12 protein-coding genes are annotated in these 13260 nt (G+C 66.2%); 8 read left to right on the plus strand and 4 right to left on the minus strand.

Annotation, left to right across the window (positions count from 1 at the left end; genetic code table 11):
* Window positions 1–73: 73 nt before the first annotated feature.
* Window positions 74–487, minus strand: coding sequence for a LapA family protein (locus tag L1080_RS07565; RefSeq protein WP_159926162.1), 414 nt, complete (start codon window positions 485–487; stop codon window positions 74–76).
* 114 nt (window positions 488–601) lie between these two features.
* On the opposite strand from L1080_RS07565, the gene rlmN reads away from it, so the two are divergent.
* Complete coding sequence (gene rlmN / locus L1080_RS07570) at window positions 602–1711, plus strand: dual-specificity RNA methyltransferase RlmN (RefSeq protein WP_250764391.1); 1110 nt, start codon at window positions 602–604, stop codon at window positions 1709–1711.
* Window positions 1712–1796: 85 nt separating this feature from the next.
* Here rlmN and L1080_RS07575 read toward each other — a convergent pair whose 3' ends face one another.
* Complete coding sequence (locus tag L1080_RS07575; RefSeq protein WP_201453466.1) at window positions 1797–2066, minus strand: DUF2631 domain-containing protein; 270 nt, start codon at window positions 2064–2066, stop codon at window positions 1797–1799.
* Between the two features lie 81 nt (window positions 2067–2147).
* On the opposite strand from L1080_RS07575, the gene dxr reads away from it, so the two are divergent.
* From dxr to L1080_RS07605, 6 genes are all read left to right on the plus strand, one after another.
* Entirely contained in the window at window positions 2148–3344 is a 1197-nt protein-coding gene (gene dxr / locus L1080_RS07580; RefSeq protein ID WP_284707279.1) for a 1-deoxy-D-xylulose-5-phosphate reductoisomerase, read from the plus strand.
* Between the two features lie 6 nt (window positions 3345–3350).
* Window positions 3351–4571 (plus strand): M50 family metallopeptidase, encoded by a 1221-nt coding sequence (locus L1080_RS07585; protein ID WP_159926166.1) that lies wholly within the window; start codon window positions 3351–3353, stop codon window positions 4569–4571.
* A 41-nt stretch (window positions 4572–4612) separates the two neighbouring features.
* Window positions 4613–5770 (plus strand): flavodoxin-dependent (E)-4-hydroxy-3-methylbut-2-enyl-diphosphate synthase, encoded by a 1158-nt coding sequence (gene ispG, locus L1080_RS07590; RefSeq protein WP_213571672.1) that lies wholly within the window; start codon window positions 4613–4615, stop codon window positions 5768–5770.
* Window positions 5771–5862: 92 nt separating this feature from the next.
* Complete coding sequence (locus L1080_RS07595; protein WP_109330903.1) at window positions 5863–6699, plus strand: GNAT family N-acetyltransferase; 837 nt, start codon at window positions 5863–5865, stop codon at window positions 6697–6699.
* Window positions 6700–6752: 53 nt separating this feature from the next.
* Window positions 6753–8567 carry a penicillin-binding transpeptidase domain-containing protein gene (locus L1080_RS07600; RefSeq protein WP_250764356.1) on the plus strand — a complete coding sequence of 605 codons (1815 nt, stop codon included), beginning with the start codon at window positions 6753–6755 and terminating at the stop codon, window positions 8565–8567.
* Window positions 8568–8754: 187 nt separating this feature from the next.
* Complete coding sequence (locus tag L1080_RS07605) at window positions 8755–9060, plus strand: hypothetical protein (RefSeq protein WP_250764354.1); 306 nt, start codon at window positions 8755–8757, stop codon at window positions 9058–9060.
* A gap of 4 nt (window positions 9061–9064) precedes the next feature.
* Here L1080_RS07605 and L1080_RS07610 read toward each other — a convergent pair whose 3' ends face one another.
* Together L1080_RS07610 and L1080_RS07615 are read right to left on the minus strand one after the other, a co-directional pair.
* Entirely contained in the window at window positions 9065–10492 is a 1428-nt protein-coding gene (locus L1080_RS07610; protein WP_250764351.1) for an APC family permease, read from the minus strand.
* A 53-nt stretch (window positions 10493–10545) separates the two neighbouring features.
* Window positions 10546–11424, minus strand: coding sequence for a LuxR C-terminal-related transcriptional regulator (locus L1080_RS07615; RefSeq protein ID WP_159926178.1), 879 nt, complete (start codon window positions 11422–11424; stop codon window positions 10546–10548).
* Between the two features lie 140 nt (window positions 11425–11564).
* Between L1080_RS07615 and L1080_RS07620 the strand changes: the two genes are divergently transcribed.
* A complete protein-coding gene (locus tag L1080_RS07620) occupies window positions 11565–13187 on the plus strand; it encodes an AMP-binding protein (protein ID WP_159926180.1) in 1623 nt (540 codons plus the stop codon).
* Window positions 13188–13260: the final 73 nt, after the last annotated feature.

Below are 13260 nucleotides of genomic sequence, written 5' to 3' on the forward strand. Positions count from 1 at the left end.
TTCCGGTGATATCCACGACAACCATCATGCGCGGTCGGCGCCGACCCGATCCACTTGCGTAACTATTGTTCAGTCAGTAATTAGTGTTCAGGCGTTGCTGCCGGTTTGCCGCTCGCCGGATCTGGATGATCCGGACCCCCCCGGCGAGGGCCATGATCACGGCGCCGGCGATCGACGCCAGCAACAACGACACGCCGAGCGGAAGCGTGAACTCCCAGGCGAACAGTTCGAGTGTTGCGCTGTCGAGGTTCTGCAGGATGAACACGAGAAGCAGTACGAGAACGATGATTCCGATGACGAGGCCGGTCCAGGTCGCGCCCGCCCTGGTGTGTCTGATGCCCTTCTTTCGTGCGACGTCCGGATGCTGGGGTCCTGGGTGGGTGGTGTCCGGGTAAGGCGGATCGCCAGGCGTGGGCCCGCCGACAGGGCCACCGCCGGCCGGGACATCCGTAGGGGATTGCGAGGGGTCGTCCGGTGTTGTCGACATAACTCGATCTTCACCCACTCGGCGCGGTTCTGCACCCGCATCGGACGGCGGAATGGCGTCGATCACGTATCCGCGCGACATCGGCCGCCGAATCAATGGGACAATGGGAAAACTATGGCTGTCTCGCTCCCCCTCGTGTTCACCGCGCCCCGGCGCGGGATGCCGCCCCGGCATCTCGCGGACCTCGACTCCGCCGAACGCCGGAAGGTCGTCCAGGAACTGGGTCTGCCCGGTTTCCGTGCCGACCAGCTGGCCCGGCAGTACTACGCGCGCTTGGAGGCGGATCCGGAGAGGATGACCGATCTTCCGGCTGCGGTCCGGGAGCAGGTGGGGGCCGCCCTCTTCCCGACGCTGCTGACACCCGTCAAACATCTGGCGTGTGACGGTGGAGATACCCGGAAGACGCTGTGGAAGGCGAACGACGGAACACTTCTCGAGAGTGTTCTGATGCGATACCCCGACCGTGCGACCCTGTGTATCTCGAGTCAGGCCGGGTGCGGAATGGCGTGTCCGTTCTGCGCGACCGGCCAGGGCGGTCTGCAACGCAACCTGTCGACTGCCGAGATCGTCGACCAGGTGCGGGCCGCAGCCGCATCCCTGCGCGACGGTGAGGTTGCCGGAGGTTCGGGGCGCCTGTCGAATGTGGTGTTCATGGGTATGGGGGAGCCGCTCGCCAATTACAAGCGGGTCGTCGCGGCAGTGCGTCGTATCACTTCCCCGCCGCCCGAGGGCCTCGGGTTGTCGCAGCGTTCGGTGACGGTGTCGACGGTCGGACTGGCGCCTGCCATCCGCAAGCTCGCCGACGAGAATTTGAGCGTCACCCTCGCGGTGTCCTTGCACACACCCGACGACGAACTTCGCGACACCCTGGTGCCTGTGAACAACCGGTGGTCGGTAGCCGAGGTCCTCGATGCCGCCCGCTACTACGCGGACAAGTCGGGCAGACGCGTTTCGATCGAGTACGCCTTGATCCGGGACGTCAACGACCAGCCGTGGCGAGCGGACCTGCTGGGCAAGAAGCTGCGCAAGGCTCTCGGTCCCCTCGTGCACGTGAACCTCATCCCGCTCAACCCCACACCGGGCAGCGAATGGGATGCCAGCCCCAAGCCGGTGGAGAAGGAATTCGTTCGCCGCGTCATCGCGCAAGGTGTGTCCTGCACCGTGCGGGACACCCGGGGGCAGGAGATCGCCGCGGCGTGCGGCCAACTCGCCGCCGAAAACTGATTCGCCGCCACGAGTAGCGACAACAGGCACGCGAAAACCCCTCGCCGAGGACTTCGGTCGAGGGGTTTTCGTGGAAAGCGGGGGTTTACCGGGGCTTGCGCCGCTGGAGAATGTCGCGGACCAGCACGACGACCATGAGGCCTGCGCAGCCGACCAGCCACAGGTCCTCGACCCGGCCGGTGTGGTTACCGATGATCATCAGCAGCAGGAACAGCGCGAAAAACCAGCCGAGAAAGCGGAACGTCTTGGGCGCTTCACCACTCCAGCCCCATGCCGCCGACGGGACCTCGGCCGTATCGACGTGTGCGGCCACGACGGGGTCGCTGGACGAGGGCTCCAACTGGGTACCGGCCACGATCGATCCTCCTGCAGATTCGGTTGCGCTACTCGCCATATCGTGACATACGACCGTCCGTCGTATGTACCGGGGCCATCCATGGCGGGCGACCGCTGTTCGATCAGGAACAATGGCTGGGTGGATGAAACCAGGCCCACCCGCGTCCTGCTGCTCGGCAGCACAGGTTCGATCGGCACCCAGGCGTTGGAGGTGATCGCGGCCAACCCCGGCAAGTTCTCCGTTGTCGGCCTCGCCGCCGGTGGTGGAAATGTCGACCTTCTGGCACGGCAGATCGCCGAAACGGCTGTGACATCCGTCGCAGTCGCCGATCCGGGGGCCGCTGCCACACTCGATCGGCCGGGAGTGTTGAGCGGTCCGGGCGCGGTCACCGAACTGGTGAAGAACACCGAAGCGGACGTCGTCCTCAACGCCCTCGTCGGCTCCCTCGGTCTGGAACCGACCCTGGCCGCCCTGGAGTCCGGCGCGCGGCTCGCGCTCGCGAACAAGGAGTCCCTCGTAGCGGGCGGGCCGCTTGTCACCGCCGCCGCGGCCCCCGGCCAGATCGTGCCCGTGGACTCCGAACATTCCGCGCTCGCCCAGTGCCTGCGGGGAGGCAGCGCCGACGAGGTGGCCCGCCTCGTTCTCACGGCCTCGGGCGGTCCCTTCCGGGGATGGTCCGCTCAGCAACTCGACTCGGTCACTCCCGAACAGGCCGGCTCCCATCCCACCTGGTCGATGGGCCCGATGAACACGTTGAACTCCGCGACGCTGGTGAACAAGGGACTCGAATTGATCGAGACCCACCTGCTGTTCGGGATCGCGTACGACCGCATCGACGTCACGGTTCACCCGCAGTCGATCGTGCACTCGATGGTCACCTTCACCGACGGCTCCACGCTCGCACAGGCCAGCCCGCCCGATATGAAGCTGCCGATCGCGCTCGCGCTCGGCTGGCCGGACCGGGTCGCAGGAGCTGCCGCCCCGTGCGATTTCGCCAGCGCCTCCCGCTGGGACTTCGAACCACTCGACTCGGCGGTCTTCCCTGCTGTCGACCTCGCGCGGGAAGCCGGCAGGCGTGGCGGTTGCCTCACCGCCGTCTACAACGCTGCCAACGAAGTCGCGGCTCAGGCATTCTTGGACGGGATCATCCGATTCCCGGCCATCGTCCGCACCGTCGCCGCCGTGCTATCCGAGGCGGACGAGTGGGCGGCGCCACCGGCTACCGTGGAGGACGTACTGGCCGCCGACGGCTGGGCGCGTGACCGAGCACGTCAGCTCGTCAAGCAGGAAGGCTAGAACTGCATGGTGTTCGCAGTGGGCGTTGTTCTCTTCGCCCTCGGAATCGCACTGTCGATCGCGCTTCACGAAGCGGGTCACATGTGGGTGGCTCAGGCCACCGGCATGAAGGTCCGTCGATACTTCATCGGTTTCGGCCCCAGAATCTTCTCCTTCCGCCGCGGTGAAACCGAGTACGGGCTCAAGGCCCTGCCGCTCGGTGGCTTCTGTGACATCGCGGGAATGACGGCCCTCGACGAACTCGCGCCGGACGAAGAAGACCGGGCGATGTACAAGAAGGCGACCTGGAAACGCCTCGCCGTGATGTCCGGGGGCATCGGCATGAACTTCCTCCTCGGTCTCGTCCTGGTGTACGTCCTTGCCGTCGGGTGGGGTCTGCCCGACCTGAACCGGCCCAGCCATGCCGAGGTCGGTGCGGTCGGCTGTGTTGCCGCCACCCAGGGTCCCGCTCCCGACTACGCGCTGTCTCCGTGCACCGGTACCGGGCCCGCCGAGGAGGCCGGTATCCGGGCGGGCGACATCATCGTCGCGGTGGACGGCAAGGAGACGCCTACCTTCGCGGACGTCGCCGCCGCAACGCGACCTCTGTCGGGTGCAGTGGACTTCACGATCGAACGGGACGGCACCGAGCAGACGGTCGTCGTTCCCGTCCAGCAGGTGCAGCGGTGGGTCCAGGAGGAGGGGGAGAGTCAACCGCATGAGGCGACCGTCGGTGCTGTCGGCATCGCCGCGCCCCCGGCCGTCGTCGAGCATTCGGCGGTGTCCGCGGTCCCGGCCTCCTTCGGATTCACCGGTGACATGTTCGTCATGACAGCCGAACGTCTGGTGCAGATGCCGAGCAAGGCTGTCGACCTGTGGCACGCCGTGACCGGCGGGGAACGGGACCCGGAGACACCGATCTCCGTGTACGGCGCGAGCGTGATCGGCGGCCAGATCGCCGAACAGGGGATCTGGGAAGCGTTCGTTCTCCTCCTCGCAAGCCTCAACTTCTTCCTCGGCATGTTCAACATGCTCCCGCTGCTCCCACTCGACGGCGGACACATGGCAGTGACGCTCTACGAGCGAATTCGCGACTGGTTCCGGAGCAGGCGAGGGTTGCCCCGAGGCGGCCCCGTGGACTACCTGAAGTTGCTGCCCGTGACCTATGTCGTGATCGTCATCGGCGGCGCATACATGCTGCTCACCCTCACCGCCGACATCGTCAACCCGATCAAGCTCTTCCAGTGATCGCTAAACTCGGACCTGAAGCTACGAAAGAAGGCACCCACGTGACCAGCCCTGTCGGATTGGGTATGCCCGAAGGCCCGGCCGCCGTTCTCGCGCCCCGCCGCAAGACCCGCCAACTGCAGGTCGGGACAGTCGGCGTCGGCAGCGATTTTCCGGTGTCCGTGCAGTCGATGTGCACCACGAAGACCCACGACGTCAACGCGACCCTCCAGCAGATCGCCGAGCTCACCGCGTCCGGCTGCGACATCGTCCGAGTCGCCTGCCCGCGCCAGGAGGACGCCGACGCACTCGCGACGATTGCGAAGAAGAGCCAGATCCCGGTTATCGCCGATATCCACTTCCAACCGCGCTACATCTTCGCGGCCATCGAGGCGGGGTGCGCCGCGGTGCGCGTGAACCCGGGCAACATCAAGGAGTTCGACGGACGCGTCAAGGAAGTCGCCAAGGCGGCCGGTGACGCCGGCATTCCGATCCGCATCGGAGTCAACGCCGGGTCGCTCGACCCCCGGCTGATGCAGAAGTACGGCAAGGCGACGCCGGAAGCGCTCGTCGAGTCGGCTCTGTGGGAAGCCGGGCTTTTCGAGGAACACGGGTTCGGCGACATCAAGATATCGGTGAAGCACAACGACCCGGTGATCATGGTGGAGGCCTACCGTCAGCTGGCAGCGCAGTGCGACTACCCCCTGCACCTGGGCGTGACCGAGGCCGGTCCGGCGTTCCAGGGAACGATCAAGTCGGCCGTCGCCTTCGGTGCGCTCCTTTCCGAGGGCATCGGCGACACCATCCGGGTATCGCTGTCGGCGCCGCCCGCTGAGGAAATCAAGGTCGGAACGCAGATCCTGCAATCGCTGAACCTGCGACCGCGCAAGCTCGAGATCGTGTCGTGCCCCTCCTGTGGGCGCGCCCAGGTGGACGTCTACACGTTGGCCGACGAAGTGACCGCCGGGCTCGAAGGCATGGAAATCCCGCTGCGCGTCGCCGTCATGGGCTGCGTGGTGAACGGTCCCGGCGAGGCTCGCGAGGCAGACCTCGGAGTGGCCTCCGGAAACGGCAAGGGCCAGATCTTCGTGAAGGGCAAAGTGATCAAGACTGTGCCGGAAGCGCAGATTGTCGAAACGCTCATCGAGGAAGCGATGCGCATCGCGGAAGAGATGGAGGGTGACGCGTCGGCCGGGTCCCCCGTCGTGACCGTCAGCTGACTCGCCCGCCCCTGGGCATCGAAACGTCTCCCGTTTCTGGCGTGTTCGTGGCAATCTGGTGGGCAGAACCACTAGCTGACAAGGTTGGGTAGATGCTCAAGCTCCTCGGTGCCAAACAGTTGAGCAGTCGAGACGCGGCACATGTGCTCCGCGTTCTCGACGCCGATCCTGTCGCCGCCTGCATGGTCGCCGCGCGCGTCGAAGAATGCGGAGTCGATCCGCGGATGATCCACGGGGAGTTGTGGAGTCGAGGAGGACCGCTCGAGTCTCTGTGTTTCTCCGGTGCCAACTTCGTTCCGCTTCGCGGCAGCGTCGACGACATGCGCGCGTTCGCAGACCGAGCCTGCCGAACGCCCCGCATGTGTTCGTCGCTGGTGGGCCGGGCCGAGCTGACACTGCCGTTGTGGGAGATGCTGGAAATGGACTGGGGCCCCGCTCGCGAGGTCCGGGCCGACCAGCCTCTCCTCGCGTTGGCCGGCAAGCCGCACTGCCGCCCCGATCCGCTCGTCCGCCAAGTCCGGATGCACGAACTCGAGCAGTACCTTCCCGCAGCGGTGGCCATGTTCATCGAGGAAGTCGGCGTCGACCCCCGCGCCAATGACGGCGGTCGCGGGTACCGGCGCCGGGTCGCCAATCTCATCGCCGCCGGCCGAGCCTGGGCCCGGTTCGAGGACGAACAGGTGATCTTCAAGGCCGAGGTCGGGTCGGTGTCGTCGCGGGTGGGACAGATCCAGGGCGTCTGGGTCCACCCGATGTATCGAGGGCAGGGATTCGGGGCCGCGGGAACGGCAACCGTGGCGGAGGCCGTCATCGCGGACGGCCGGATCGCCAGTCTGTATGTCAACAGCTTCAACACCGTGGCCCGCAGTGCGTACGCGCGCATCGGTTTCAGCCAAGTCGCGACGTTCGCCACAATTCTCCTGGACTGACTCGCTGGCCGCCTACCGTGCCGACGGTGGTCGGAGACATACCATGAGCGGCGATGAACCTCTGGCCAACCACTCGATTCCGCGTCGTGCGGTCCATCGCCCTCGGCGGCGCGGCCGCGCTGATCCTCGGCTCGACGGCGTGCACACCGAAGCCCGACGGCCCCGCGCCCGCCGCTCAGGCATTTCTCACCGCCTTCGCCGACCGCGATTCCGGGCAGGCCGCACAATTGTCCGATCGGCCCGACGATGCTCAACGAGTTCTCGAGTCGGCCTGGGAGTCGCTGCAGGCGGAGTCGCTCGAGGCGAAGACGACCGACGTGGACATCAAGGGAGACACGGCCACCGTCGGCTACGCCTACGAATGGCATCTACCGAAGAATCGAGTCTGGACCTACTCCGGTGAGCTGCAGATGGGGCGCCGGAACGGGGAGTGGGCGGTCCGGTGGAGCTCCACCAACATCCACCCTCGGCTCGGCGACCGGCAGACGATGTCGCTCCGGTCGACCGCGGCGCCCCGCGCTCGCGTCAACGAGCACTCCGGTTCGGATGTTCTGGTTCCCGGAGTCGTGTACCGCGTCAAGTTCGACGCCGGGGAGTCGGGCAACGTCATCTCCACGGCGCAGGGTCTTGCCGCCGCGCTCTCCCCGTTCGACACCACGCTCACCGCGCAGTCGATCGCGGAATCTGCGACGGCGGTCGAGGGTGACTACCTCGTCACCCGACTGCGGTCCGAAGACTACGAGCGGGTCGCGGGCGTCCTCGGTGCCCTTCCCGGAGTCAGCGTCTCGGACGAGGCGGACCTGGTGGCCACGGATCGCACTTTCGCCCCGGACCTCGTCGGACAGGTGAAGAAGACGGTGATCGACGAGGTCGACGGCAAAGCCGGGTGGAGCGTGGTCACCGTCAACCAGAACGGCGTCGACACGGATGTCCTCACCGAGACCCCGCCGCAGACCTCCCCGTCCTTCTCGATCAGCCTCGACCGGCCCATTCAGGTTGCGGCGCAGAACGCCGTCAATGCCAGGACCGACCAGGCCATGATGGTGGTGATCCAGCCGTCGACCGGAGACGTTCTCGCGGTGGCGCAGAACAAGGCGGCAGACCGGGACGGGCCGGTCGCCCTGACAGGTCTCTACCCTCCGGGATCGACGTTCAAGATCATCACCGCCGGGGCAGCCATCTCTTCGGGGATCGCGAGCCCCGACACGATGGTGCCGTGTCCGGGACGTATCGAGATCGGGGAGCGCAGCGTTCCCAACTACAACGAGTTCGCGCTGGGCACCGTGCCGATGGCCACGGCATTCGCCCGCTCGTGCAACACCTCGTTCGCGAAACTGGCCAGTGAGATGAAGCCCGACGCGCTGACGGTCGCGGCGTCGCAGTACGGGATCGGCCCCGACTACCAGGTCGTGGGCCTGCCGACCGATTCCGGCTCCGTCCCGCCGGCCGAAGAGCTGGTGCAACGAACAGAGGACGGCTTCGGCCAGGGCAAGGTCGTGGTCAGTCCGTTCGGAATGGCCCTGGCCGCGGCGACGATCGCGCACGGTTCGACTCCCGTTCCGCGGTTGATCGCCGGACGCGAGACCGTGATCGAGGGTGACCATCCGCCGATCAGCCCCGACATGGTCGAGGGTTTGCGCTCGATGATGAGGCTCGTGGTGACCAGTGGCACAGCTGAACGGATCGAGGATCAGGGCGAGGTATACGGAAAGACGGGGGAGGCCGAAGTCGAGGGTGGCTCGCACGCCTGGTTCGTCGGTTATCGAGGCGATCTCGCCTTCGCCACACTGGTGGTCCGGGGCGGGAGCTCCGACAACGCCGTCGCCGTCACCCGGGACATGTTCGCGGCGTTGCCCGAAGGGTATTGACCCCGCGCCGGTGTCCATCGATATCGGGTTGTGCCGAGGAGCCATCGGCCGATCGGGGGACACAGGTGTAGTCGGTTCAGGGACCCGGTCGGGGGACAGACACCGCCGCCGGGAGCGCCCATAGTGGGTGGCAGAAGATTTTCGCAACCGCGGGATCGAAGAGCGACGCAAACAGGAACTTTCACACATGACACTCGTCTCGGAAGAAACTCGGGTGGACGCATCGGATGGCGTCCGCACATTGTTGTTCGTCGGCAATCCGGACCCAGGCACGGAATTGACTCAGTGGCTGGCGATGAAGCAGTGGGCGTCGGGCCGCGGAATCGCGTCGATCAGCTCCTGCGACGGAGACGTCCTGTGCGTCATCGCCACCGAAGACGTCCTCGACGGACTCTGCACCCCAGCGGAAGCCATGGCGATGCAGCAGGCGAGGGCCCGTGGGGTGCCCTGCGTCAGCGTCCGCAACGCTCGCCTTCTGAGGGATGCTCTCTGAGGTGCTACTCGTGTTCGGCGAGCTTTTCGGGATCGAGTTCCGGGCCGCCTTTTCCGAGCCTCTTGTTCACGAGCACTGTGCCCGCCCAGAGGACGACGCCGATCCCGAGTAGCACGCCGGCGATCTGATACTGCACGATCGGGCGGTCGGCGAAGGGTGTGGCGAGGAAGCCACACGTCAGGGTGCCGACGATCGGGAGAATCGTCGGAACCCGGAAGTGCTTGTGCTCCACGGGCTGTTTCCGGAGGACCAGCACGGTGATGTTCACGATCGTGAACACGCACAGCAGGAGCAGGGCCGTGGTGCCGCCGAGTTCGGGCACCTCACCGACGAACGTGATCAAGCCGAACGCGACGAGCGTGGTGAAGACGATGGCCACGTACGGAGTGCGGCGGCGGGCGTGCACTCTCCCGAACGGAGGAGGGAGTACCTTCTCGCGGCTCATGCCGTACAGCAGCCGGCTTGCCATCAGCATGTTGATCAGTGCGGTATTGGCGACCGCGAACATGGTGATGAAGGCGAAGATCCCGATCGGGAAGCCGGGGGCGCCGGCCTGCACCACCTTGAGCAGTGGTGTGTCACCTTCGCCGAGGTCGCTCACAGGTACGAGCGCGATGGCCGTGATGGAGACGAACACGTAGATCGCCCCCGTGACGAGAAGTCCCGTCAGCAACACCTTGGGGAAGATTCGGCTGGGTTCCTTGCACTCCTCGGCCATGTTGACCGAATCCTCGAAACCGACCATCGCGAAGAAGGCGAGCGCGGTACCCGCGATCACGGCGCCGACCGGGGACCGTTCACCGGTGTCGAACGTGGCGACCCGGGAGAAGTCGCCGTCGCCCACGCCGAGTGCCCACAGTCCGATCATGATGATGATCAGAAGCCCGGACAACTCGATGCACGTGAGGACCACATTGGTTTTGACGCTCTCGCTGACCCCACGGAAGTTGATGATTCCCACGACCGTCATGAACGCGAGACCGAGGAGGGTGATCCCGATTCCGGTGGTGAAATCGAGATCGAAGGCTTCGACGAAGTTGGCCGCGAAGGCACGCGACGCTGTCGAGGCAGACGTGATGCCGGAGCACATCACGGCGAAAGCCACCATGTACGTCAGGAAGTGCACCCCGAAAGCCTTGTGTGTGTACAGCGCAGCTCCCGCTGCCTTGGGGAACTTGGTGACGAGTTCGAGGTAGCTGAAGGCCGTGACGATGGCGACGAGGAAGGCGATGAGAAAGGGCAACCACACCGCGCCACCGACCTGATTCGCCACCTTGCCGGTCAGCGCGTAGATGCCGGTTCCGAGGATGTCGCCGACGATGAACAACAGAAGCAGACCGGGACCCATGACCCGCTTCAGGCTCGGCTGCTCGGAAGAACTCGCACCGGACGCATTCGAGCTCGACGCGTTCGAATCCGTTGTCGATCCCATGACCCACCGCCTTTCGCTGCGCTCGCGCTTCCCGGCCGAGAAGACGCTTGTCGCTAAGGGAGTAATCCCAGCCGCCGTGCGGTGACCACGGCTTCGTGGCGGGACCGCGCGTCCAGCTTGTTCATGGCACTGCGCAAGTAACTCTTGACGGTCTCGGCTCCCACCGACAGCCGCTGGGCGACCTCGGCGTTGGTGCATCCCAGCGCGACGTGCGCCAGCACGTCGATCTCTCGGGGGGTGAGGGTGATACCAGGGTCGTCAGACGCGTCCGCACCATCGCCGCCACCGGGGCTGACAACTGCCGCGAGCCGCTCGGACAACCCGCGCAACTGCTCCTGCAACGACGGATCGTTGACAGTCTGGGCCACACTCCGCATCTGAGCGTGTATGTCGCGAAGCTCTTCGGTGGTGGCGCCGTCGACACCCTGCGCGTCCAGTGTCGTGAGCATCTGGAGGCGGCGGTCGACCTCGTCACGAATGGCGATCTCCGTACCGAGTCGGCGCGAGGCCGCGACGACGACATCCGCGGTCCGATCACCGATCGGGGCGCACTCGCGGATGGCGGCGTAGAGGACGGCCCGGGATTTGCCCTGCACGATGACGGGCACGGCCAGGATGGAGCGGAGCCCCTCGCTGAGGACGGGGCGGTCGAAGTGGTGCGTGATGGTCTGGGAGGAGCTGTAGTCGTTGACCGAGACAGGCCTGCGCTGAGCCACCACTCGGCCGCCGAGGCCGGACAGCGGTGGGATGGCCAGCCCTTTGAGGTTGTTGGTACGCGTTCCGAAGAATTCGCTGAGATGGAGAGTGTCGTCGCTCACTTCGCCGCCGAAGAGGACCGGCACGACACCCTGGGCGGCGATCGTGCGCAGCTCACCGCGCAGGGCGTCGCCGTCCCGGGGGCGTAGTAGCGACGGGAGAACCAAGTGGGTCACCCCTTTCCGGGGGTAGTCAGGGCGGTCTGTGAGCTAGATCATAACCGTAGCGAGTTCGGATGAGGCCACGCCGTCGCCGACCCGGCCCCGCGAACGTTCGGACCCCGATTTACCAGCCCGCAGAATACGAGGAGTACCGCATGACCACCGATCCCACCGCACGCGTGCGTGAATTGCTCGACCAGTACGACACGCCGACCGCCGCCGCGGCGGAGTTGCTGTGTGATCGACACCCTGCCGACGACGTGGCGTTCACCGTTGTGGAAGCGGATCTGACCTCGACGGACCTCACCTACGGATTCCTTCGTGAACAGTCGTCACGGTGTGCGGCAGCCTTGGCGGACCTCGGTGTCGAACCGGGTGAGCACGTGGCGACGCTGATGGGCAAGTCGGCCGAACTGGTCGTAGCCCTGCTCGGGATCTGGCGTCGCGGGGCGGTCCACGTTCCGTTGTTCACGGCATTCGCCTCCCCGGCCATCGCGTTCCGACTCGAGGCGAGCAAAGCGAAAGTTGTGATCGCCGATGCGAACCAGCTGGACAAGCTGACGCCCGGTGAGGACATTCCGGCAGACGCGCCCTGGCAGGTGGTGGTCGTCGGCGGCGAGAAGTCCGGCACGGTGGACTTCGAGACGCTGTTGACGTCGCACGATCCCAGCGATGCCCGGGGTGCGGCCGTTGCCGTCGGCGGTGACGGACCCCTCGTCCAGTTGTTCACCAGTGGAACCACCGGAACCCCCAAGGGCGTGCCGGTCCCGGTTCGGGCGCTGGCGTCGTTCCACGCCTACCAGGAGTTCGGGCTCGACGTTCGCAAGGACGACGTCTTCTGGAACGCCGCGGACCCGGGATGGGCGTACGGCCTCTACTACGCACTGCTCGGGCCGCTCGCCGCGGGGACGCGCAGCATCCTGCTGCACGCGGGATTCTCGGCGCCGCTCACCTGGAAGGTCATGGAACGCTTCGGGGTCACCAACTTTGCGGCCGCCCCGACCGTTTACCGGAGTCTGCGGGCGGATCCGACGCCGATCCCCGAGACGGTGCGGTTGCGGCGTGCGTCGTCTGCCGGTGAACCACTCACCCCGGACGTGATCTCGTGGTCGAAGGCGAACCTCGGGGTGCTCGTGCGCGACCATTACGGCCAGACCGAGCACGGAATGTTCATCGCCAATGCGTGGGCGGACGGTCTGCAGGACGAGGTCCGCGACGGCTCGATGGGCAAGCCGCTCCCAGGCTGGTCCTGCGCGGTACTCGCCGACGACTCCGACGCGATCGCCCCGCCCCGGACACCGGGCCGGGTCGCTATCGACACCCGGAACAGCCCGCTGTTGTGGTTCACCGGGTACGTCGACGCCCCCGAGAAGACCGCGCAGCGCTTCACCGGCGACGGCCGCTGGTACCTCACCGGCGACGCGGGCCAGACCGACGAGGACGGCTTCTATTTCTTCTCGGCCCGCGACGACGACGTCATCATCATGGCCGGATACCGGATCGGGCCCTTCGACGTGGAGAGCGTGCTCGTCATGCACGACTCCGTTGTCGAGGCCGCGGTCGTCGGAATGCCCGACGACCTGCGCGGTGAGGTACTCGAAGCCTTCGTCGTCCTCCGCGACGGAGTCGAGGGCACCGACGCACTCGAAGCCGAGCTGCAGACCTTGGTGAAGAAGAAGTTCGCTGCACACGCCTATCCGCGCACCGTGCACTTCGTTCCGCACCTTCCCAAGACTCCCAGCGGCAAGGTGCAGCGCTACCTCCTGCGCCAGCGGTAGGCGCTTCGCGCTCGTGCGCCTTTCTGGTAGTTCCCGCTACCAGAAAGGCGCACGGAGAAGGGCAGGTCTACCC

This window comes from Rhodococcus sp. MSC1_016 (assembly GCF_023667485.2).
Lineage (GTDB): Bacteria > Actinomycetota > Actinomycetes > Mycobacteriales > Mycobacteriaceae > Rhodococcus_F > Rhodococcus_F oxybenzonivorans.

Excerpts from the sequence above, each read along its gene's own strand:
- L1080_RS07565 (WP_159926162.1), bottom strand. The coding sequence starts at position 487 with ATGTCGACAACACCGGACGACCCCTCGCAATCCCCTACGGATGTCCCG.
- rlmN (WP_250764391.1), top strand. The coding sequence starts at position 602 with ATGGCTGTCTCGCTCCCCCTCGTGTTCACCGCGCCCCGGCGCGGGATG.
- dxr (WP_284707279.1), top strand. The coding sequence starts at position 2,148 with ATGGCGGGCGACCGCTGTTCGATCAGGAACAATGGCTGGGTGGATGAA.
- L1080_RS07585 (WP_159926166.1), top strand. The coding sequence starts at position 3,351 with ATGGTGTTCGCAGTGGGCGTTGTTCTCTTCGCCCTCGGAATCGCACTG.
- L1080_RS07595 (WP_109330903.1), top strand. The coding sequence starts at position 5,863 with ATGCTCAAGCTCCTCGGTGCCAAACAGTTGAGCAGTCGAGACGCGGCA.
- L1080_RS07600 (WP_250764356.1), top strand. The coding sequence starts at position 6,753 with ATGAACCTCTGGCCAACCACTCGATTCCGCGTCGTGCGGTCCATCGCC.
- L1080_RS07605 (WP_250764354.1), top strand. The coding sequence starts at position 8,755 with ATGACACTCGTCTCGGAAGAAACTCGGGTGGACGCATCGGATGGCGTC.
- L1080_RS07610 (WP_250764351.1), bottom strand. The coding sequence starts at position 10,492 with ATGGGATCGACAACGGATTCGAACGCGTCGAGCTCGAATGCGTCCGGT.
- L1080_RS07620 (WP_159926180.1), top strand. The coding sequence starts at position 11,565 with ATGACCACCGATCCCACCGCACGCGTGCGTGAATTGCTCGACCAGTAC.